Origin of the sequence: Arthrobacter sp. zg.Y820, from assembly GCF_030125555.1 — a bacterium.
Classification (GTDB): Bacteria; Actinomycetota; Actinomycetes; order Actinomycetales; family Micrococcaceae; genus Arthrobacter_B.
Genome location: NZ_JASKLX010000001.1, coordinates 1 through 19875, shown reverse-complemented (window position 1 = coordinate 19875; position 19875 = coordinate 1). Strand labels below are relative to the sequence as shown.

Annotated in this window: 21 protein-coding genes and 1 rRNA gene; 12 read left to right on the top strand and 10 right to left on the bottom strand. The window is 67.0% G+C overall.

All coding sequences use genetic code 11. The features are described 5' to 3' along the window. Positions 1 to 90 precede the first annotated feature (90 nt). Positions 91 to 384: a hypothetical protein gene (locus QNN99_RS00110; protein WP_229964402.1), complete on the bottom strand. Its 294-nt coding sequence runs from the start codon at positions 382 to 384 to the stop codon at positions 91 to 93. A gap of 781 nt (positions 385 to 1165) precedes the next feature. Here QNN99_RS00110 and QNN99_RS00105 point away from each other — a divergent pair. The 4 genes from QNN99_RS00105 to QNN99_RS00090 are packed head-to-tail and all read left to right on the top strand — an operon-like array spanning position 1166 to position 2978. Then, positions 1166 to 1531: an ArsR/SmtB family transcription factor gene (locus QNN99_RS00105; protein WP_229964401.1), complete on the top strand. Its 366-nt coding sequence runs from the start codon at positions 1166 to 1168 to the stop codon at positions 1529 to 1531. Further along, on the top strand, positions 1528 to 2037 hold the full coding sequence (locus tag QNN99_RS00100; protein WP_229964400.1) for an SRPBCC family protein: 510 nt from the start codon (positions 1528 to 1530) through the stop codon (positions 2035 to 2037). Before QNN99_RS00105 ends, QNN99_RS00100 begins: the two co-directional genes overlap by 4 nt. After that, entirely contained in the window at positions 2034 to 2522 is a 489-nt protein-coding gene (locus QNN99_RS00095; RefSeq protein WP_229964399.1) for an SRPBCC family protein, read from the top strand. The genes QNN99_RS00100 and QNN99_RS00095 overlap by 4 nt, the downstream gene beginning before the upstream one ends. Before the next feature lie 36 nt (positions 2523 to 2558). Continuing rightward, positions 2559 to 2978 (top strand): VOC family protein, encoded by a 420-nt coding sequence (locus QNN99_RS00090; RefSeq protein ID WP_229964398.1) that lies wholly within the window; start codon positions 2559 to 2561, stop codon positions 2976 to 2978. A gap of 109 nt (positions 2979 to 3087) precedes the next feature. On the opposite strand, the gene QNN99_RS00085 is transcribed toward QNN99_RS00090, so the two are convergent. From QNN99_RS00085 to QNN99_RS00050, 8 genes are all read right to left on the bottom strand, one after another. Continuing rightward, positions 3088 to 3375 carry a twin-arginine translocase TatA/TatE family subunit gene (locus QNN99_RS00085; RefSeq protein WP_229964397.1) on the bottom strand — a complete coding sequence of 96 codons (288 nt, stop codon included), beginning with the start codon at positions 3373 to 3375 and terminating at the stop codon, positions 3088 to 3090. A gap of 73 nt (positions 3376 to 3448) precedes the next feature. Next, positions 3449 to 4123 (bottom strand): N-acetylmannosamine-6-phosphate 2-epimerase, encoded by a 675-nt coding sequence (locus tag QNN99_RS00080; RefSeq protein ID WP_229964396.1) that lies wholly within the window; start codon positions 4121 to 4123, stop codon positions 3449 to 3451. Further along, positions 4116 to 5150 (bottom strand): ROK family protein, encoded by a 1035-nt coding sequence (locus QNN99_RS00075; protein WP_229964395.1) that lies wholly within the window; start codon positions 5148 to 5150, stop codon positions 4116 to 4118. Before QNN99_RS00075 ends, QNN99_RS00080 begins: the two co-directional genes overlap by 8 nt. A 2-nt stretch (positions 5151 to 5152) precedes the next feature. Continuing rightward, positions 5153 to 6085 (bottom strand): dihydrodipicolinate synthase family protein, encoded by a 933-nt coding sequence (locus tag QNN99_RS00070; RefSeq protein WP_229964394.1) that lies wholly within the window; start codon positions 6083 to 6085, stop codon positions 5153 to 5155. A gap of 71 nt (positions 6086 to 6156) precedes the next feature. After that, a complete protein-coding gene (locus tag QNN99_RS00065; protein WP_229964393.1) occupies positions 6157 to 6972 on the bottom strand; it encodes an ATP-binding cassette domain-containing protein in 816 nt (271 codons plus the stop codon). Then, entirely contained in the window at positions 6969 to 9107 is a 2139-nt protein-coding gene (locus tag QNN99_RS00060; protein WP_229964392.1) for a dipeptide/oligopeptide/nickel ABC transporter permease/ATP-binding protein, read from the bottom strand. The genes QNN99_RS00065 and QNN99_RS00060 overlap by 4 nt, the downstream gene beginning before the upstream one ends. A gap of 3 nt (positions 9108 to 9110) precedes the next feature. After that, positions 9111 to 10070: an ABC transporter permease gene (locus QNN99_RS00055; protein WP_229964391.1), complete on the bottom strand. Its 960-nt coding sequence runs from the start codon at positions 10068 to 10070 to the stop codon at positions 9111 to 9113. A gap of 88 nt (positions 10071 to 10158) precedes the next feature. Continuing rightward, complete coding sequence (locus tag QNN99_RS00050) at positions 10159 to 11763, bottom strand: ABC transporter substrate-binding protein (protein WP_229964390.1); 1605 nt, start codon at positions 11761 to 11763, stop codon at positions 10159 to 10161. A gap of 284 nt (positions 11764 to 12047) precedes the next feature. Between QNN99_RS00050 and QNN99_RS00045 the strand changes: the two genes are divergently transcribed. The 8 genes from QNN99_RS00045 to QNN99_RS00010 all read left to right on the top strand — a co-directional run bounded on the left by QNN99_RS00045 (position 12048) and on the right by QNN99_RS00010 (position 19648). Then, on the top strand, positions 12048 to 12752 hold the full coding sequence (locus tag QNN99_RS00045; RefSeq protein ID WP_231712030.1) for a FadR/GntR family transcriptional regulator: 705 nt from the start codon (positions 12048 to 12050) through the stop codon (positions 12750 to 12752). 20 nt (positions 12753 to 12772) lie between these two features. Then, entirely contained in the window at positions 12773 to 13507 is a 735-nt protein-coding gene (locus QNN99_RS00040; protein WP_229964388.1) for a glucosamine-6-phosphate deaminase, read from the top strand. A 35-nt stretch (positions 13508 to 13542) separates the two neighbouring features. Next, positions 13543 to 14847, top strand: coding sequence for an N-acetylglucosamine-6-phosphate deacetylase (locus tag QNN99_RS00035; protein ID WP_229964387.1), 1305 nt, complete (start codon positions 13543 to 13545; stop codon positions 14845 to 14847). Between the two features lie 124 nt (positions 14848 to 14971). Next, positions 14972 to 15526, top strand: coding sequence for a TRAP transporter small permease (locus QNN99_RS00030; protein ID WP_229964386.1), 555 nt, complete (start codon positions 14972 to 14974; stop codon positions 15524 to 15526). After that, a complete protein-coding gene (locus QNN99_RS00025; protein ID WP_229964385.1) occupies positions 15523 to 16797 on the top strand; it encodes a TRAP transporter large permease in 1275 nt (424 codons plus the stop codon). The genes QNN99_RS00030 and QNN99_RS00025 overlap by 4 nt, the downstream gene beginning before the upstream one ends. A gap of 121 nt (positions 16798 to 16918) precedes the next feature. Next, a complete protein-coding gene (locus tag QNN99_RS00020) occupies positions 16919 to 17944 on the top strand; it encodes a DctP family TRAP transporter solute-binding subunit (RefSeq protein WP_229964384.1) in 1026 nt (341 codons plus the stop codon). Between the two features lie 5 nt (positions 17945 to 17949). Then, complete coding sequence (locus tag QNN99_RS00015; protein WP_229964383.1) at positions 17950 to 18972, top strand: phosphotriesterase family protein; 1023 nt, start codon at positions 17950 to 17952, stop codon at positions 18970 to 18972. Between the two features lies 1 nt (position 18973). Next, positions 18974 to 19648 (top strand): TetR/AcrR family transcriptional regulator, encoded by a 675-nt coding sequence (locus QNN99_RS00010; RefSeq protein WP_229964382.1) that lies wholly within the window; start codon positions 18974 to 18976, stop codon positions 19646 to 19648. A gap of 148 nt (positions 19649 to 19796) precedes the next feature. Here QNN99_RS00010 and rrf read toward each other — a convergent pair. After that, positions 19797 to 19875 (bottom strand): 5S ribosomal RNA (gene rrf, locus QNN99_RS00005); the annotation flags it as partial.

The following is a 19875-nucleotide window of genomic DNA, read 5'->3' as shown; positions in this document are numbered from 1 at the left end:
CGGGTAGGCGGGAGAAGGCGTCCGGCGGCGAAAGGCGTCCGGCGGTGAAGCCGGGCCGTCTGTGGGCCGTTCCGCGGTGATCCGGCCCGGTCAGCCTCCGCCGAGCCGGATTCCCAGCGCCAGCAGGAAGGCCGCCAGCCCGAGAACTCCCACGATGGCGGCATCGCGCCGGTGGTGCAGCCAGAGCCAGGAAGGCCGGCCGCTGAAAAACGCGTAGAGGCCAGTGATCAGCAGAATCAGGCCGGCCATCCCCACGTAGCCCGGCAGCCCGGAGGCCACCCCCTGGGCGATAACCAGCAGCAGCATCAAGAGCCCAAAGACGAAACTGCCCCAGTGGAAGGCGGGTTCGCCGCGGACGTGTGAAGGTGAAGCCGAACTAGTCATGGTCATCCCAACCGGATCGTTATTCAACCAGAGCCTTGTCCCCGCAGATCGTTATCCCAGCAAGCGCTGCGGCCGCCGGAGCCTTAGCCCAGCAAGGGCGCAACCGCCGGAGCGCGGCTGCTGTGGCACCTGAACCAGGGCCACAGCCTGCTCCTCCCATTGTCCGGCGGCGGGGCGGGGCTGTGAATAGCGGCCCTTCCGGCTGGGGGCGGCCCGCCGCGATCGGCGTCCGCCTCCTACCGGGCCCGACGGTCCGCGCCGAGTTCTCTCGTGCAGATAACGAACTCTAAGGGGCCGGGGGTGGATCCCTCGTGCAGATAAGGCTCTCCTACCGGATGATTTGGACGATTAGAGGCCCTTATCTGCACGAAGGAATTTCGGGTGCCTCGTCGAGTGCGCAGATATGGCGAGGTCGGATCGGTCTGGCCCGTCGAGTGCGCAGATATGGCGAGTTTCAGCGCGGTCAGGTCACCAGACCTGCGCTTTCGCGAAGCGAAACCCACCAGATCTGCACACTGGTCGGGCCAGCCAGCCGACCCACCCAAGCCACCCAAACGCACCCCCAGCGGGGCCCAACCCCCGCCGCCGCACCCCCGCCGTCGTCGTCGGAAAGTTTCCGTAAGAGATTCCCGGAGAACCCTTGACCCTCCCAAAACCGGGGCGTAGCTTCGTAATCAACCAACAGGTTGAACAACCACAACCTTGATTACGGTTGAAGGATTGTCTGCTTCCGTTGGTTGTCAGTACCGTGAGAATTCGAACTACAGAAGTTGACCGCGGCATGGAGACTGCAGGCGATGAGGCACAGCTTGACCGGGCCTTCCAGGCTCTGGCCGATCCGGCCCGGCGCCGCATCATTGCCCGGCTTTCCCGGGGCCCGGCCACGGTCAACGAGCTGGCGGAACCCTTCGAGATGTCCAAGCAGGCCGTCTCGAAGCACATCCAGGTCCTCGAGCAGGCACAACTGGTCACGCGCAGCCGTGACGCGCAGCGCCGGCCCGTCCACCTGAACCCCGCACGGTTGGAGGCGCTGACCGCCTGGATTGACCAGTACCGGTTGATCCGCGAGCAGCAGTTCCGCGGCCTTGAGGCCGTGCTCCGCAGACAGGCCGCAGCAGCCGGCCGTCAGCCAAAGGATCCATCATGACCAACGCACTGGAACTCAACGTCCCCGAGGGCGTCCCGTTCATCAACTTTTCCCGGGAGCTGGATTTCCCGGTTTCCCAGGTCTTCAAGGCCTATGCCGATCCGGACCTCATCGTCCAGTGGCTCGGTCCGCGGGGCATGAAGATGGACATTGATCACTACGATTTCCGCAGCGGCGGTTCCTACCGCTACATCCACACCGGCCCCGACGGCGTGCCGTATACGTTCAGCGGCATCTTCCACACCGTGCGGGAGAACGAATTCGCCGTCCAGACCTTCGAATTCTCCGGTTATCCCGACGTCGTGAGCATTGAGTTCATGACGCTGGAGCAGCTCGACGGCGACCGGACCCGGATTAGCGCCCACGCCGTTTATCCGTCAATGGAGGCCCGCGACGGCATGGCCTCGTCCGGCATGGAAGGCGGCGTGTCCGAGGGCTTTGACCGGCTCGACGAACTCCTCGCCCAGCTGCAGGAGGGTGCGCTGCAGGGAGAAGGTGCGCCATGAGCAATCCGTTGACGGTCCACATGCCAGAGGGCGAGCCCTATGTGCACTATGAGCGCGAGTTCGATTTTGCCGTGCACCAGGTCTTCCAGGCGCACGTCGACCCGGAGCTCTTTGCCCAGTGGATCGGACCGCGGGAGATGACCACCCGGATCGATACATTTGAGCCCCGAACCGGCGGCGCCTACCGCTTTGTGCAATCGGGCGACGACGGCGTGGACTATGCCTTCCACGGCCTGTTCCACACCGTGCGCGAGGACGACTTCGTGCTCCAGACCTTCGAGTACGAGGGGTATCCGGACTCGGTGACCCTCGAATATGCCACCTTCACGGACCTCCCCGGCGGCCGGAGCAAGCTGACGGGCCGGTCCGTCTTTCCATCCGTGGAGTCCCGCGACGGCATGGCTTCCGCCGGCATGGAGGTCGGCATGTCCGAAGGCTATGACCAGCTCGACGAGCTGCTCGGCAAGGGCCTGTCCACAGGCTAGCGACACAGCAACCGCAACGCAGAAAGCAGGTGCATCATGGATTGGACCTTGGAAGTCGTGGTCCTGCCGGTCAGCGATTTGAACCGGTCGATCGCCTTTTACCGCGACCAGGTCGGATTCACCCTGGACCACCACACCGTCGCTGAGCAGATGGAATTCGCGCAGCTGACTCCGCCGGGGTCGGGCTGCTCCATCGTCATCGGGGACCTGCCGTCCCAGCAGCAGATGGCCCCCGGGTCGATGCACGGCATGCAGCTGGTGGTGTCCGATGCCCGGGCGGCCCGGGAGGAACTGGTCGGCCGGGGCGTGGAGGCCAGCGAAGTCACCGTCATTGACCCGCGCGACGGCGGCACGTTCTTCGGCTTCGCTGATCCGGACGGCAACAGCTGGGCGGTGCAGGAGATGAAGGTCCGCGCCGAGCAGCCGCTGATTCCGCACAGCACGCCGACGCCCTGACCGGCTGCTGGAGCTGCGGAACCGAATACGCAGAACTGAAAACAACAGAACCGGACCGGCATTCCGCCGGTCCGGCTCTGTCACTGCGACGTCTGTGACAACTTCTTTGTTACAACGGCTGCTGCGCTAACGGCACGGAAGTTACCGGCCGGCCGACCGTTACCGGACCCGCCGGAGGAAGCTTCGATGCAGCCGCCGGATGCTCCTCCTGCGGCAGATCCGGATTAGCCGCCGGGTTCCCCGCCGGCGGGTTCTCCTCCTTCAGCTGCCGCACCTCGGAGCGGAAAATACGCAGCGATTGGCCCACGCTCCGCGCCAGCCCGGGCAGTTTGGGCGCGCCGAAGAGCAAGACGGCCAGAAGAACCAAAATGACCAGGTGCCAGCCTTCAAGTCTCATACCGGTGTCCTTTCGGGACGGTTGGCGAGGATCCCGGATAGGTCCGGAGACGTCAGGCTCGGGACTGCAGTACTCAGAACAGCAGCGCGTCGGCAAACCAGCCGGTGATGGTGGTGGGATGCGTGATGGCGGTGCCGACGACGACGGCGAACGCTCCGGCGTCCAGGCAGGCGCGGGCCTGTCCGGGCGAGTGGATGCGGCCCTCGGCGATCAGCGGCAGGCCCAGGTCCAGGGCGGCGATCTCGGCGATCAGCTCCAGGTCCGGGCCCACGGTCTTCGGCCGCTCGCCGGTGTAGCCGGCCAGCGTGGTGCCGATCAGGTCCGCTCCGGCGTCGGCCGCGGCCTGCGCGTCCGGGACCGAGCCGCAGTCGGCCATCACCAGCGCATCGGTCTGCTGGTGCAGGGCAGCGATGGTCTCCGCCAGGCTGCGCCCGTCCGGCCGCGGCCGGCGGGTGCCGTCGATCGCCACGATGTCCGAACCCGCGGCCACGCAGGCCAGTGCGTGCTCCAGCGTGGGAGTGATGAACACGCCGTCGGCGCCGTCCTTCCAGAGTCCGATCACCGGCACGTCCACCGCAACGCGGGTCTGTTCCAGGTCCTCGATGCCCTGGATGCGCACCGCCACGGCTCCGCCGGCGACGGCGGCCTGCGCCATCTGCGCCATGGTCCGCGGATCCCGCAGCGGCTCCCCCGGATAGGCCTGGCAGGAAACGACAAGCTGGGACTGCAGGCTGTTCAGGTCAAGCATGGGAGTTCTCCAGTGGTGGTGCGGTCGAAGCGGAGGCGAGGCGGTCAAAGGCGAGTTTGGCGGCGCCCACCAGGGCGGCACCGGAGTCCAGGGCGGCCGGAACCACGGGCAGGCCGGCCAGCGGGTCCATTAGTTCGGCGCGCAGGGCGGTCCGAAACGGGGTCCACCACAGGTCCCCGGCTGCGGTGACGCCGCCGCCGATCACCACGATGGACGGATCCAGCACGTTGGCAAGCCCGCCCACCGCCTGCCCGGCCGCTGCGGCGCCGATCGCCAGCGCGCGCATGGCAACGGTGTCACCGGCGGCGGCCCGGGAGGCCACGTCCCGTCCCGAGACAGTTTCAGCCGAGACGGTTCCGGCCGAGACAGCAGCGCCGGTCAGCCGCTGGTACAGCAGCGCGATGGACGGCCCGGAGGCAATCGCTTCCACGTGCCCGGCCCGGCCGCAGCTGCACGGCAGCGCGCGGCCGCCGTCGTCGTACGCGCGGGGCGAGGCCAGGTGCCCCACATGGCCGGCCACTGCCCGCGCACCCAGGTGCGGTTCGCCGGCCAGGATCAGGGAGCCGCCGACGCCGGTGCCCACCGCCACCAGCAGGCTGGAGGCGGATCCGGCGGACGCGCCTTTCCAGTGCTCGCCCAGGTTGTGGGCGTGCACATCGTTGACCGCGTACGCGGGCAGTCCGGCCTGTTCGCTCAAGTGGGCCGCCAGCGGCGTGCCGGCCCAGCCGGTGAGTGAATCGGTGGCCGAAGCCACCGATCCGTCCCGGGCATCAATGACGCCGGCCGAACCGATGCCCACCGCCACCGGATCCAGCCCCGCAGCGCGGGCCGCGGCCAGCAGGGAGCTGACAAGCCCGACGGCGGTGGCCAGGATCGCCGCCGCTCCGGCGGTGGCCGGGGTGGGCCGGAACTCGGTGGCATGGAGCATGCCGGTGTCGTCGACAATGCCGGCGGCGGTCTTGGTGCCGCCCAGGTCCACTCCGATCACGCAGCGTCTGCCCGGAGGCATCGGTTTGCCAAGGGGCATGGCTACATCAGGCCGTTGCGCTCAAGGATGGTCCGGATGGCGGCTGTTTCTGCGTCGTTCAGGCTCACCATCGGTGCGGACATGAGGTTGGTGTCGATGACGCCCATGAGCATGAGCGCCGTCTTGAAGGCGCCCAGGCCGGCTGCTCCGCCGGAGACGCGGCCCGGAGTGGGCGTGTAGACGATGTTGAAAACGTCGGCCAGGCGGTCCTGTTCGGCGGCAGCCTTGGCAAAGTCGCCGCTGGCGGCGGCGTCGAACAGCCGGCGGTAGCCGGCCGGATCCACGTTGCCCAGTCCGGGGACAACGCCGTCGGCGCCGCCGAGCAGGGCGCCGTCGACGACCACTTCGTGGCCGGTGAAGATGGAGAAGTTGTCGATGCCGCGGGCGGCCAGGACGAGCTGGCGGAAGGAGACGTCGTCACCGGAGGAATCCTTGACGCCGGCGATCACCTGGTCGCGGCCCAGCTGGATCAGCAGGTCCAGCGGCAGCTTGTAGTTGGTGCGGACCGGCACGTCGTAGGCGAACAGCGGCACGTCCAGGGCGGCGTGGATGCTGCGGAAGTGGGTGTCCGTTTCCTTCGCGTCGGTCAGCGCGTAGAACGGCGAGGTGACCACGAGGGCGTCGGCGCCGAGGCCGATCATCTTCCGGCCTTCCTCGATGACGCGGTTGGTGGTCTGCTCGGAGGCACCGACGATCAGCGGCACCTGTCCTGCGTTGACGCCGGCGATGGTGGTGACCACCAGGTCGCGCTCGTCATTGGTCAGGTACGGCACTTCGGCGGAGGAGCCGAGGACGAACAGGCCGTGCACGCCGCCTTCGAGCAGGTGCTTGGTCACCCGGGTCAGGGAGTGGGTGTCGATGCTGCCGTCGGCGGAACGCGGGGTGACGACGGGGGGAATGACGCCGGTGAACTGGCGGATGGGCTGAGAGGCCACAGATATCTCCAAAGTGCTGGTGGTGGTTGGTGCGGTGGAACGAATCATGAGACGGGTGAAGCGGGTGGAAATCAGGGGTGCAGCAGGCTGGGCGCGGCGCCCAGGAGCTTGCGGGTGTAGTCGTCGGCCGGGTTGGCGAAGATCTGCTCGGCCGGTCCTTCTTCGACGATCCGGCCGTAGTACATGACGCAGATGCGGTCGGAGACGTAGCGGACGGTCTGGATGTCGTGCGAGATGAAGACCATGCCCAGGTTGAGTTCCCGCTTCAGGTCAGCGAGCAGGTTCAGCACCTGCGCCCGGACCGAGACGTCGAGGGCCGACGTGGGTTCGTCGGCCACGATGACGGCGGGATCCAGGGCCAGGGCGCGGGCGATGGCCACGCGCTGGCGCTGGCCGCCGGAGACCTGGTGCGGGGTCACTTCGGCGGCGGTGTAGGGCAGCCCCACCAGGGCCAGCAGGTCCTTGACCTTGGCGGCCCGGGAGCGGGCGTCGCCGATGCCGTGGACCTGCAGCGGATCGGTGAGGATGTCCTGGATGGTCATCCGCGGGTTCAGTGCGGTGGACGGATCCTGGAAGACGACGGCGACGTCCTGGCCGAAGCGCTTGCGGTCCGCGGCGCGGCGGATGCTGATCCGTTTCCCGTGGAACAGGACCTGCCCGGCGGTGGGTTCCTGCAACCCCACCAGGACCGAGGCCAGGGTGGACTTGCCGCAGCCGGACTCCCCCACCACGCCCACGGTCTCACCGCGCCGGACGGTGAAGTCCACGCCGTCGACCGCCTTGACGATGTTGGGGCGGAAGATGGAGCCGGTGCGGGTGCGGTGGTGAACCTTCAGTCCGCGCAGTTCCAGGACCGGAGTGTTATCGGTGGACGTCTCGGTGCTCATGCTTGTCCTTCGGTGGTGCTAACGGAGGCCAGGGCGGCGCCGTCGTCGTTTTGGCGCCCTGTCAGGTGGCTGGCCCAGTAGTGCTCCCCGGCGCCCACCCGGACAAAGGACAGGATCTGGTCCGGATCGGCGTCCGGGCGCAGGGACCGCTCGGCAAAGCGGTCACCGGCCGCGAACTCGCGCGGCGAGGGCACGGTCCCCTGGATCTGGTGCAGCCGGTTGGCGTCGGATTCGATCGAGAGCACGGCGCCGAGCAGCCCGCGGGTGTATTCGTGCTGCGGATTGCGCATCAGCTCGGAGGCGCCGGCCGATTCCACCACCTGTCCGGCGTACATGACGGTAATCCGGTGCGCCAGGGAGGCCACCAGGGCCAGGTCGTGGCTGACGAAGACCATGGCAAAGCCGAGTTCCTCGCGCAGTTCGTTGAGCAGGTCCACCACCTGTTTCTGGACGGTGACGTCCAGCGCGGTGGTGGGTTCGTCGGCGACGATGATCTTCGGCGAGCGGGAGAGCGCCATGGCGACGAGCACACGCTGGCGCTGTCCGCCGGAGAGCTCGTGCGGGTAGCTCTTGAGTGTGCGGTCCGGATCCAGCTTGACCATTTCCAGCAGCTCGCTCGGAGACTTGCGCCCGTTGCGGCGGGTCAGCTGCAGCAGCTGGTCCTTGATCAGCATGGACGGGTTGAGTGAGCTCAGCGCGTCCTGGTAGACCATGGCAATCTGGTCGCCGCGCAGTCCGCGGTAGCGCTGGTCGCGTTCGCGCTTGTCGTTGGTCAGCAGTTCCTTGCCCTGGAAGGTGATGGAACCGGACAGCACCGCCGTGGGCGGCAGCAGGCCCATGATGGCCAGCGAGGTGATCGACTTTCCGCAGCCGGACTCCCCCACCAGGCCCATGGTTTCGCCCTCGCGGACGGTGAAGCTGACGCGGTCCACAATGGCGGTGTCGCCGTAGCGGCCCGGGAACCGGATGGAGAGGTCGCGGACCTCCAGGATCACCGGCGCTTCGGCCGGCACGGCGGGCAGCCGGTCGGTGCGCTGCTCCTCCACGGCGGCCAGCAGCTGCAGCTCCGCGGCCAGGGCAGCCAGCGAACCGGGCTGGTTGATGCGGGTGCCGACGGCGGCGGGAGCGGCGTCGTCGTCCACTACCGTACCGGCGGCTGCTGTCGGCGGGGCGGGAACGACGGCGGCGCCGGCCGGTGCGGGAACGGCAACCTTGACTGTGCTTTCCTTCGCCAGGGCCTCCTTCACCGGGGCAGCACGGCGCGGGCGCGGATTGACCATGGCGTCGGTGAGGCCTTCGGCCAGGATGTTGAGCGCCAGGACGGTGAGCAGGATGGCGATGCCGCCAAACGTCGTCGGCCACCAGGCGCCGCTGAAGACCACGTTGCGGCCGTCGGCCATCACGTTGCCCCACGAGGCGGAGGGCGGCTGGACGCCGGCACCGAGGAAGGACAGCGAGGCTTCGAGGATGATCGCGTCGGCCACCATGACGGTGGCGAAGACCAGCACGGGGGCCGCGGTGTTGCGGACCACGTGCTTGGTGAGGATGAACAGCCGGCCGGCGCCGATGACGCGTTCGGCGCGGACGTAGTCCTCGCCGTACTGGGCCAGCACGTTGGCGCGGACCACCCGGGCCAGCTGCGGCGTGTACACGATCGCGATGGCGAAGATGATCACCGGAACGGTGGAGCCGAAGAGCGCGACCGAATGGTCCTTGAGCGCGAAGAGCAGGGCGGCGGCCAGGGCAATGCCCGGAAACGCCATCATGATGTCCAGCACCCGCATGATGCCCTCGTTGACCCATTTGCGGGAGGTCGCGGCCAGGGCGCCGAGGATGGCTCCGAGGACGACGGCGACGATCACCGAGCCCAGGCCGATGGCGGCCGAAACCCGGGCGCCGTAGAGCAGCCGGGAGAAGACGTCGTAGCTGGAACCGTCGGTGCCCATCAGATGCTCGCCGCCGGGCGGAAGCACCGGGGCGGAGGATTCGTTTTCGCCGAACGGGGCGAGCCAGGGTCCGGTGACGGCGATGAACGCCACCAGGACCAGGAAGCCCAGGGCGAGTTTGGAGCTGAGGTTCAGGGAGGTGAAGCGGGCGCCCGAAGTGGCGAGCCGTTCAGCGAGTCCGTTGCGCATGTCTTATACCGTCCGGATCCGGGGATTGATGAGTACGTAGAGGACATCCACCAGGATGTTGACGACGACGAAGGCCACGGCGATGGTCAGCACGGCGCCCTGGACGAGGTTGGTGTCCGAGGTGTTCAGCCCGACGATGATCAGGTCACCCATGCCGTTGAGGTTGAAGATTTTCTCGATCACCACGGCGCCGCCGAGCAGGTAGCCGATGCGCAGGCCCAGGACGGTCACCGGGGTCACCAGGGCGTTGCGCAGCACGTTCCGGGCGACCACGGTCCGGTACGGAACACCGTTGCCGATGGCGGTGCGGACATAGTCGCGGTCCAGCTCCTCGACCATCGAGGTGCGCACCACGCGGATCAGGGAGGCGGAGACCGGCAGGCCCAGCGCGAGGGCTGGGAGCGCCATGGAGTACATCCAGCCGACAAAGCCGTATTGTTCGGCCCAGTCCAGGCCGCCGGTGGGGAAGATGGAGCCGGCGGGCAGTGCAAACCACTGAATGAGCAGGATGGCCAGCCAGAAGGACGGCGTGGCAATCGCGGCGATGGAGAAGACACGGATGGCCTGGTCCGGCCAGCGGTCCCGGTACAGGGCGCTGGTGACGCCGAGGACCAGGGCCAGGAACACGGCCAGCAGGATGCCCAGCAGGGTCAGCTGCAGGGTGACCGGGAACGCGGAGGCAATTTTGGAGGCCACCGATTCCTCCGGCGGGTTGGTGAAGCCGAAGTCCAGCCGCACCACGCCGCCCAGGTAGCGCAGGAACTGCACCAGCAGGGAGTCATTCAGGCCGCGGTCCTCGCGGAAGGCCTCCTTGGCCTCTTCACTGGCGTTTTCGCCGAGGACGGCTGTGGCACGGTCTGCCGGGATCACCGACAGGACGATAAAGACCATGATGGTCACGCCAAGCAGCATGAATGGCAGGGCTGCCAGCCTGCGGCCCAGCAGGCGCAATAGTGTTGCCATGTTTTATTTCTCCAAGTGGTGCGGGGGCCGGCTTGACGGAGGAGGGTGCGGTCTTGGGGGATTTCCCCTCCTCCGTCAGGCCGGGGTCTTACTTCCGGCCTACGCCTACGAAGGAAAGACCGGTGGTCGGAAGCGGCTGGAAGCCGTCGAGGGTGCCGCTGTCCCAGGCGGTGGGAAGCTGCCGGTGGAACAGCGGGTACAGCGGTGCCTCTTCGGCAACGATGTCGACGACGGCTGCGTGCAGCTTCTTCGCCGCGGCCGGATCCAGCTTCACCGCTTCGTCCAGCTTGGCCGTGATGTCAGCGAACTCCGGTGTGCCGGACCAGGCCATGCGGTTCTTCGCCCAGGTGTCGCCGCGGAAGAACCAGCTCAGCAGCAGGTCGCCGTCGTTGCCGAAGACCGAGGGGTCGCCCGGGGCGATCAGAACGTCGAAGTTCAATCCGCCCACCTTTTCCGGGGCGTAGACCGCTGCCGACTGCAGCGGCTCCAGCGTGGTGGTGATGCCGATGGCGTCCCAGTTTTCCTTGATCAGCGGGGTCACCCGGGTGACCCAGCCGGCGTCGGTGGAGGTCAGCGTCAGGGTCAGGTTTTCGACGCCGGCTTCCTTCAGCAGTGCCTTGGCCTTCTCCGGGTCATAGCCGTAGACGGTGCCGGCCTCGGTGTAGGAGGGATGGCCCTTCTGGAAGTAGGAGGTCGCGGCGGCGGCGTTGCCCAGCAGCGCCTTCTTGATGATGTCCTCGGTGTTCGTGGCGTAGTGCAGGGCCTGCCGCACCCGCTTGTCGGCAAACTTCTCCGACACGCAGTTGAACATGAGGAAGAGCAGCCCGAAGGACTGCACCGACTCCACGTCGAGCTTGGCCTTCAGCTGGTCCACGTCCAGGTAGGGGATGTCCTCGATGGCCTGGGTCCGGGACGGGACCGAGGCCACGCGGGCCGCCGGATCCGCCAGCAGCAGCCAGGTCATGTCGGTGACCTTGGCCGGATAGGAGCCGTTGTATTCCTCGAACTTCTTGAAGACAATGCGGTCTTCCTTGACCGCCGAGACAAACTTGTACGGGCCGCTGCCTACCGGTGCCAGGTCGAAGGTGGCCGTGTCCGAGGCCAGCGCCTTGGGAACAATCTTGACCACGGAGATGCGCGGGGAGAATTCGGCGAAGGGGTACTTCAGCGTGAACTTCACTGCGTCGCCGTCGGCGGTGACGGAGGCGATGAAGGGGATGAAGCCGGCAAACAGGGACTTGTTGGCCGGATCGAGCACGCGTTCAAAGGAGAAAACGACGTCGTCGACGGTGACGGGAGCGCCGTTGTGGAAGGTCGCTCCTTCGCGGAGCGTCACCCGGTACGTGGTCTCGTTGAGCTTCTCCGGCTCCGCTGCTGCCAGCGCCAGGTAAGGCTCCCGGGTGGCCGGGTGCAGCTCGGTCAGGCCTTCGAAGATGTGCAGGTTCGCTGCCACCGGCGTCGCGCCGGTAGCAGCCATCGGGTCAAAGCCGGTGGACAGGGAATAGGAGATTCCGGCCTCGATGGAGTCTGCGGCAACGGCGCCGGTGCCGGTGGCCGCGGGAGCGCCGCCCGGGCTGCAGGCAGCCAGGGAGCCGGCAAAAGCTGAAGCGGTGCCCAGGACACCGGCAATGCGTAGAAAATCGCGCCGGCTAGCGTTCCGGAGGAAACCGGTGCTTTCAGAAGTTGTGCTCATCAAGGTGCCTCACCATTCGGGTGTGATGCGGATATCGGACGTAGGACATCCCATGCGGGTTGATTAGACTGTAGGCTGAATCACAACAGTGGGTCAAGCACGTCACACCTATGAACCGCAGAACTCCGGCCGGGGCGCTGTCCCGACCGCGGCGGACCCGCTCTGTGCATATTGCTCGAAGAACCATTTCCGAAGGAGTTCCGATTTTGGTGAACGACACCACAACGCCTACGTCCAGCGAGGCAGGCAGAACCTCAGCGGCGGCGCTCCCCGCCCAGGCCCGGCTGCCGCGGTTCAGCGCCCAGGCAAGACTGGCGGCCCTGCAGAACGACATCATGGAACTGATCCTGGACAGCAAGCTCGAGGCCGGAAGCCCGCTGCCCACCGAGGCCGAGCTCTGCTCCGCGCTGGGCGTGGGCCGCAATACGCTGAGGGAATCCCTCAAGGTCCTGCAGGCCCTCGGCGTGGTCGAGATCCGCCACGGCTACGGCATGTTTGTCGCTCCGACCAACTTCGATGCCCTGACTGCCGGACTGAGCTTCCGGGGACGGCTCTCGCTGCGGCAGCAGGGCAAGGAGGCGCTGGAACTCGTCGATGTCCGGCAGACCTTGGAATCCGGGTTGATCGGACAGGCAATGAGCCTGATGACCCCTGCTCATCTGGCCCGCATTGAAGAAACGGTGCGGGAAATGGAATCGCTGGCCGATCAGGGGCAGGCACTGGCCGCAGTGGACTCGGAGTTCCACCGGCAGCTGTTTGAGCCGCTGGACAATGAGCTCCTGACCCACCTGCTGTCAGTATTCTGGGATGTCTACAGCCGGATCCATGCCGAGGCCGGCATGAAGGCAGGCAGCCTGCACGCCACCGCGCAGATGCACCGTGAAATCTTCGAAGCCGTAAGCGCCGGGGACAGGACGCTGGCCTCGGAGCGCATCAACAACCATTTCGACGGCATCCGCGAAGCCATCCACGACATGGTCAGCCGATGACCGGGGTAAAGGACAACACCATGACGGTTCGAATTCTGGACAGTCCGGCAGCAGCCGGAGCCGCGGCCGCCGCCGTCGTCCGGGACTGCGTGCAGGACAAGCCCGACGCCGTGCTCGGCTTTGCCACCGGCTCCTCTCCGCTGCCGCTGTACAACGCGCTGGCGGAATCCGGTGAAGACTTTTCCGGTGTTCGCGGGTTTGCCCTGGACGAGTATGTGGGGCTGCCGCCCGGCGACCCCCGCAGCTACGCGACGGTGATCAACAGTGAAGTGGTCGAGCGGCTGGGCCTGCCGCAGGGTACAGTCCGCGTGCCCGACGCCGCCGCCGCCGATCTGGACGCTGCGGCGCGGGAGTATGAGCAGGCCATCCGCGACGCCGGCGGCGTCGACCTGCAGATCCTCGGCATTGGCCACAACGGCCACGTCGCTTTCAACGAGCCCGGTTCTGCCCTGGATTCCCGCACCCGCGTGGAAGAGCTGGCCGAACGGACCCGGCGCGCCAACGCCCGCTTTTTTGACTCGCCGGACGAGGTTCCCACCCGCTGCCTGACCCAGGGCCTCGGCACCATTCTCGACGCCCGCCACCTGCTGCTCATCGCCCACGGCGCGGACAAGGCCGAAATCGTTGCGCGCGCCTTGCAGGGACCGATCACCCCGGACTGCCCGGCCTCCGCACTGCAGCTGCACCCCCGCGTCACCGTGGTGCTGGACCGCGCGGCTGCCGCCAAACTCACCGACACCGGGACGCCGGCGTGAACCCGCCGGCGGGTCCCCCACCCGCCGGTCCGTCCGTGACGGTCATCCGCGGCCGGATCCTGCTGGAATCCCGCATCGTGGAGAACAGCGCGATTGCCGTCGCCGGCGGCAGCATCCTCTACGCCGGACCCGAGTCCGGACTTCCCGCGGCGCTGGCCGGACTCGACGCCGGAGCCGGCGCCGGCCCTGGCCGCATCGACGAAGTCCGCCTGCCACCCGGGCAGCTGGCGGTTCCCGGCCTGATAGACCTGCACACCCACGGCGGTTACGGCGTTGACTTTCCGTCCGCGGATGCCGGCGCCGCCCGCTCCGCGCTGCAGCGCATGCACGCCGGGGGCACCACCACGGTGCTGGCCAGCCTGGTCACCGCGGCGCCCGCCGATCTGCTCTCCGGCCTGGACATCTTCGCCGGGCTGGCGGAGGCCGGCGACCTGGCCGGCATCCATTTGGAAGGTCCGTTCCTGGCCACGGCCCGCTGCGGCGCCCAGGATCCGCGCTGGCTGCGCTCCCCCGACCAGGCCTTCGCCGCCGACCTGATAGCCGCCGGCCGCGGGCACCTGCGCACCATGACCTATGCTCCGGAACTGCCCGGCTCGAATGAGCTCGTGGACCTGCTCACGGCGCATGCGGTGGTTCCGTCGCTCGGGCACACCGCGGCGACCGCCCACGACGCCGGCGCTTCCCTCGCGCGGGCGGCGGCGGGACTGGCGTCCCGCCGGCAGCATCCGGGCGGAGCCGGAGCGGCCCCCCTGCCGGAAGCCATGCCGGAAGCCATGCCGGAATCCTTGGCGGAATTGGTGCCGGGACACTTCCCGGGACCGGTGCCGACAGTGACGCACCTGTTCAACGGCATGGATCCCATTCACCACCGCTCGCCCGGCGCGGTCACTGCGGCGCTGCGCGCAGCGCGGGCCGGCAACGCCGTCGTCGAGCTGATCGCCGACAACACGCACCTGGACCCGGTTCTGGTGGCCGCCATGTTTGAACTGCTGGGCGCTGGGAACATCGCCCTGGTCACTGATGCGATGGCAGCCGCCGGACTCGCTGACGGACGGTACCGCCTGGGTCCGGCCGAGGTTCAGGTCCACGACGGCGTGGCCCGGCTGGCCTCCGGCGCTATTGCCGGCGGCACCGCCAGCATGCTGGATCTGGTGCGAAATGCCGTAGCTGCCGGTGTGCCCCTGGAGGCTGCCCTGCAATCCGCCACCGAGGTTCCTGCCCGGGTGCTGGGACGATCCGGGCAGATCGGCACCCTCGCCGCCGGTGCCGCTGCCGATGTGCTGCTGCTGGATGCCGAACTCCAGCCGACCGGCGTGATGCGCGGCGGAACCTGGCTTTAGCCCCGCCGGCAGGCCAAAAACTGAGCCGGGCACCCAAGTATTTTGTGACCATACTGTGATTTGAGCCGCAATGTAATAACCAGTACGTTACTCCCGAGATCCGGATCGTCGACAAGGGAGTCACGTGACGAACAGCCAGCGGGAACCGCAGGCATCGCGGGGGCGATGGCGGAGCATCGAAGTGTGGATCACCCGCCTCGAGGTGACCATCGGTGCGCTGTCGCTGATCACCATCCTGCTCATGGTGTTCCTGCAGGCACTGCAGCGGTATTTTCCCGGCGACGGCTTTGCCTGGACCGGAGAACTGGCCCGCTTCTCCCTCATCTGGCTGACGTTCGCCGCGGCCGGCGTTCTCGTGAGCACAAACGGCCACATTGCTCTTGAAATCATGGACGCGGTGCCGAACCAGATGGTCGTCCGGTGGGTGCAGGTGTTCGCCCTGCTCGTCGTCGCCGCCACCGGCGTGGGCCTGGCGGTGGAGGCCCTTGCCCTGATCGACTCGCAGCAGATCATCAAGTCGCCGGTGCTGCGCGTCCCCATGTCCGTTGTCTACATCCCGGTGCTCATCGGCGTCGCGAGCATGACCATCCGCGCCCTCGTCGCTGCCGTCCTCGTTGCCCGGAACGGGCCGATGCTCACGGAATACGACGGCGACGACGGACCGGGGGTCCTCTCATGATGCTCACGCTGCTCGGCATCGCGATCGCGGTGCTGCTGGTGCTGCGGGTACCCGTCGCGATCGCCTTCCTTGGCCCGTCCCTGGTCTATATGAGCCTCAACGGCCGCTCCCCCGGCAGCGCCCTGCGGGAGGTCGCCAACGCCGCCGACAGCTTCCCGTTGCTCGCTGTTCCACTGTTCATCCTTCTCGGCGCCCTGGCCAACCACGCCGGCATCGCCGACCGGTTGTTCCGCTTTGCAATGGCGGCCTTCGCCTCGGTGCGCGGAAACCTGGGCTACGTGAGCGTCGGCGTAAGCCTGGGCTTCTCCTGGATGAGCGGCTCGGCCGTCGCCGACGCCGCGGCGCTGGGAAAGGTCGAGATCCCGGCCATGCTGCGCAACGGCTACAGCAGGCGCTTCGCCACCGGCGTCGTGGCCTCCTCGTCGCTGATCGCGCCGGTCATGCCGCCGAGCATTCCGGCAGTGATCTTCTCCGGCCTCGCCGCCGTATCGACCGGCGCCCTCTTCGCGGCGTCGGTCATTCCCGCGCTGCTGATGACGCTGGGGCTGTGCATCGTCGTGTTTTTCCTGGTGCGGCGCCAGCCGAACCTCGTGCGCGGCAGGTTTGACCGGACCGAGTTCCTCCAGTCGCTCAAAGGCGTCATTCTCCCGCTGCTGGCACCGATCATCATTCTGGGCGGCATCCTCGGCGGCATCTTCACGCCCACCGAGGCTGCTGCCGTTGGCGTCGTGTACATGCTGCTGCTGGGCATAGTCCAGCGTTCCCTGACCCTCACCGGGCTGATCGCGGCCATCAAGGAAACCGTTCTCACAACCTCCGGCATCATGCTCATCGTTGCCAGCGCCTCACTGCTCGGCTACATCCTGGCGCGCGAGCGGCTACCCCAGATGCTCACGGAAGCCCTGTTCGGCCTCACCGACAATCCCACGGTGTTCTTGGCGCTCGTCGTCCTGCTGGCACTGGTGCTGGGCTGCGTGATCGACGCGACGGCGATCCTTGTGCTCGTTGTGCCCATCCTCATGCCGATTGCCATTGAATACGGCGTCGACCCCGTCTCCTTCGGCGTGCTGCTGATCATCTCCCTGATGATCGGCCTGCTGACGCCTCCGGTGGGAACGGTCCTCTTTGTCACCTCCGCGGTCTCGAAGACCCGGATCGGCGAGGTCTTCCGCGGATCGCTGCCGTTCATCATTCCGTTCCTGGTAATCGTCATCCTCATCGTCTTCTTCCCCGATGCGGTGCAGACGCTGCCGCGATGGCTGGGGCTGTGAGGCCATGTTCGCCACGAAGCTTTGCGGTCTGGGCGCAAAAAGACGCGGTGGAGGAGCTTCCTCCCCGCGGTTCCACCACCTGTCCGGCTATCCCCGGCGGACCCTTTGAGAGGAAGAATCGATGACAGAACGACGAACCAGGCTCACGGCCTGGACCGCCCTGGCCGCGCTGCCGGCACTGCTGCTGGTCGGCTGCGCGGGCGGGGAAACTGAGTCGGAAGGCGGCGGCGGCGAGGAAGAAATCGAGCTGACGCTCGCCCACAGCTACAACGAGGATCAGCCGCAGCACCGCTGCGGCGCACAGGTTATCGCGGACGAGGTCGCCGCGGCCGACGCCGGGATGACGGTGGAGATTTTCCCCTCAAGCCAGCTCGGCGGCGATGCGGACCGCATCTCATCCGTCGAGTCAGGGGACATCGACATCGACATCCAGGGCGCCTCGGCCCTGGGTGCCGTGTATGAACCGATCAGCGTGCTCGACGCCGCCTACGTCTTCGAAGACGCCGATCATCTGGCCGCTTTCATGGCCAGCGAGGAATCGCAGACGGTCACCGACGGATTCGCGGAGGCCGCCGGCATCCAAACCCTCGGCGCGTGGTCGGCGGGTGCGCGGCAGTTCACCGCCAACGCCCCCATAGCCGAACCTGCCGACTTGGAAGGGCTGCGGATCCGGTTCCCCGGTTCACCGCAGTTCCTGATGAATGCTGAGGCCCTGGGCGCCTCCGCCACCGAGGTGGCCTATGAGGAGCTGTACCTGGCGCTGCAGCAGGGCACTGTTGACGGCCAGGAGAACCCGATCACCAACATCCAGGCACAGAACCTCGCCGAGGTGCAGGACTATCTGAGCATGACCAATCACCAGCTCAACACCAATCTGGTCATTGCCGGTCCCGTGTGGGACGAGCTCTCGGAGGAGCAGCAAAGCGTCCTCAATGCTGCCGTCGAGACAGCCGTCAGCGAGGTGACGGAGTGCGTGGCAGCCGATGAGGAAGAGACGTTGGCGGAGTGGAAGGCCGCGGGCGACTGGGAAATCATCGAGGATGTGGACACCGAGGCGTTCAAGACTGAGGCGCTTGAGTATTTGGAGGGAGAGTATTCCGGCGACTCGCTGGCAGTGTTCGAATCAATCCGGGCAACGGCGGACTGACCGGGGTGGGCTCGCCGAGGGCGGGCGCCGTTTCGACGTTCACCGGCGAGGTGCCGGCTGACCAGCTCGGCACCACTCTGGTCCACGAGCATGTCTTCGTCGGCCATCCGGAACTGGACCTGAACTGGCCGCATCCGGAATGGAACGAGGAGGAAGCGCTCGACCGGGCGGTGGCTGGTTTCGGGCGGCTGCACGCGCTCGGGGTGCGCACCGTCGTCGACCTCACGGTTCCCGGCCTGGGGCGCGACGTCAGGCGGGTGCTGCGGGTGGCCGAGCGGACCCCGGTGCGGCTGATCGCCGCGACCGGCTACTACACGGCGGACGGCCTGCCCCAGTTTTTCCGGACCCATCGCCCGGGCGGGCTGGTGGGCGGCCCTGATCCGCTCATCGAGATGTTCCTGCGGGACATCAGGGAAGGGATAGCCGGGACGCGCGTGCGTGCCGGCATGCTGAAGGTCTTTTCGGACTCCGGCGGCATCACGCCCGACAGCGAACGGGTGTTCGCCGCTGCAGCGCACGCCCATCTCGAGACGGGAGTACCACTGACCACCCACTCACATGCGGAGTCCCGCGGCGGGACGGCGCAGCAGCAGCTGCTCGCCCGCCTCGGGGTGCCGCTGGATCGCGTGGTTATTGGCCATGCGGGTGATTCGGAGGACTTGGACTACCTGATGTCGCTGGCCGACGCCGGGTCTTTCCTCGGTTTCGACCGCTTCGGCATGGAGCACGTCGTTCCCGATGCGCAGCGGTTCCGGACGCTGTGCGCGCTGCTCAGCCGTGGGTACGCGGACCGGATCCTGCTGTCGCACGATGCCGCGTTCTTCAGCAGGATGACGCCGCCGTCCTGGCGTTCACGTACCGTCCCCCACTGGCACATGGAAACGGTGCATCGGCGGGTGTTGCCGCAGCTCCGGGCGGCGGGCTTCGCCGAGCCGGTGTTGAGGATGCTGATGATCGGGAATCCGCGGCGATTACTTGCTAATGATGTGGCCGCGGATCCAGCGGCTGAGATTGAGGAGGGTACCTGAGGTGGAGGAACTTAGAGAACTGGCCGAGGGTTCCGCCGGGCCGCCCGCAACGGAACGGAAGCGGGATCCGGAACGCACGCGGGCCGAAATTCTGAAGGTCTCCACCGAAGTGTTTGCGGCGGAGGGCTACTCGGGAGCACGGGTGGATGAGATTGCCGCGAGAACCCGCACGACAAAGCGCATGATCTACTACTACTTCGGCAGCAAGGAACAGCTCTATCTCGAGGTGCTGAAGAGTGCCTACGGCGGCATCCGTGCTGCGGAACGTGCCATCCATGTCGGGTCGCTGGGCCCCATCGAGGCAGTGCGCCGCCTGGCGGAGCTGACCTATGACCACCATGTACGGCACAGCGATTTCATCCGGCTGGTGATGATCGAGAACATCCACCGCGGCGTGTTCATCCGACAAATTGAATCGATCCGGGGACTCGTTGCGCCGGCCGTCGGCCTGCTGGAGGAAATCCTGGAGCGCGGCCGTGAGGAGGGAGTCTTCCGGCACGATGTGGACGCCTTTGACGTGCATCTGGTCATCAGCGCCTACTGCGTCTTCCAGGTCGCGAACCAATACACTTTTGGCCATCTCTTCGGAAGAGACCTGCATGCGCCGCCGCTCAGCGACCATCTCCGAACTCTGCTTGGAAATGTGGTGGTGGCTTGGCTGGCAGCCAAAGAGTGAGGATTCTCTCGCGAGATGGCAGTAAGTGCTCTTCCCGGGGCCGGGACGTGCAGTTTCTGCCATCCCGGCGCGGTGTTAAACAAGTAAGGCCCCGCCAATGGCGGGGCCTTACTCTCTGAACAACCGGTGTCTTTCAACCGTAAATATTGTCCGGCGGTGACCTACTCTCCCACATCCTCCCGGATGCAGTACCATCGGCGCTGTGGGTCTTAGCTTCCGGGTTCGGA

Excerpts from the sequence above, each read along its gene's own strand:
- QNN99_RS00110 (WP_229964402.1), bottom strand. The coding sequence starts at position 384 with ATGACTAGTTCGGCTTCACCTTCACACGTCCGCGGCGAACCCGCCTTC.
- QNN99_RS00105 (WP_229964401.1), top strand. The coding sequence starts at position 1,166 with ATGGAGACTGCAGGCGATGAGGCACAGCTTGACCGGGCCTTCCAGGCT.
- QNN99_RS00100 (WP_229964400.1), top strand. The coding sequence starts at position 1,528 with ATGACCAACGCACTGGAACTCAACGTCCCCGAGGGCGTCCCGTTCATC.
- QNN99_RS00095 (WP_229964399.1), top strand. The coding sequence starts at position 2,034 with ATGAGCAATCCGTTGACGGTCCACATGCCAGAGGGCGAGCCCTATGTG.
- QNN99_RS00090 (WP_229964398.1), top strand. The coding sequence starts at position 2,559 with ATGGATTGGACCTTGGAAGTCGTGGTCCTGCCGGTCAGCGATTTGAAC.
- QNN99_RS00085 (WP_229964397.1), bottom strand. The coding sequence starts at position 3,375 with ATGAGACTTGAAGGCTGGCACCTGGTCATTTTGGTTCTTCTGGCCGTC.
- QNN99_RS00080 (WP_229964396.1), bottom strand. The coding sequence starts at position 4,123 with ATGCTTGACCTGAACAGCCTGCAGTCCCAGCTTGTCGTTTCCTGCCAG.
- QNN99_RS00075 (WP_229964395.1), bottom strand. The coding sequence starts at position 5,150 with ATGCCCCTTGGCAAACCGATGCCTCCGGGCAGACGCTGCGTGATCGGA.
- QNN99_RS00065 (WP_229964393.1), bottom strand. The coding sequence starts at position 6,972 with ATGAGCACCGAGACGTCCACCGATAACACTCCGGTCCTGGAACTGCGC.
- QNN99_RS00060 (WP_229964392.1), bottom strand. The coding sequence starts at position 9,107 with ATGCGCAACGGACTCGCTGAACGGCTCGCCACTTCGGGCGCCCGCTTC.
- QNN99_RS00055 (WP_229964391.1), bottom strand. The coding sequence starts at position 10,070 with ATGGCAACACTATTGCGCCTGCTGGGCCGCAGGCTGGCAGCCCTGCCA.
- QNN99_RS00050 (WP_229964390.1), bottom strand. The coding sequence starts at position 11,763 with ATGAGCACAACTTCTGAAAGCACCGGTTTCCTCCGGAACGCTAGCCGG.
- QNN99_RS00040 (WP_229964388.1), top strand. The coding sequence starts at position 12,773 with ATGACGGTTCGAATTCTGGACAGTCCGGCAGCAGCCGGAGCCGCGGCC.
- QNN99_RS00025 (WP_229964385.1), top strand. The coding sequence starts at position 15,523 with ATGATGCTCACGCTGCTCGGCATCGCGATCGCGGTGCTGCTGGTGCTG.
- QNN99_RS00020 (WP_229964384.1), top strand. The coding sequence starts at position 16,919 with ATGACAGAACGACGAACCAGGCTCACGGCCTGGACCGCCCTGGCCGCG.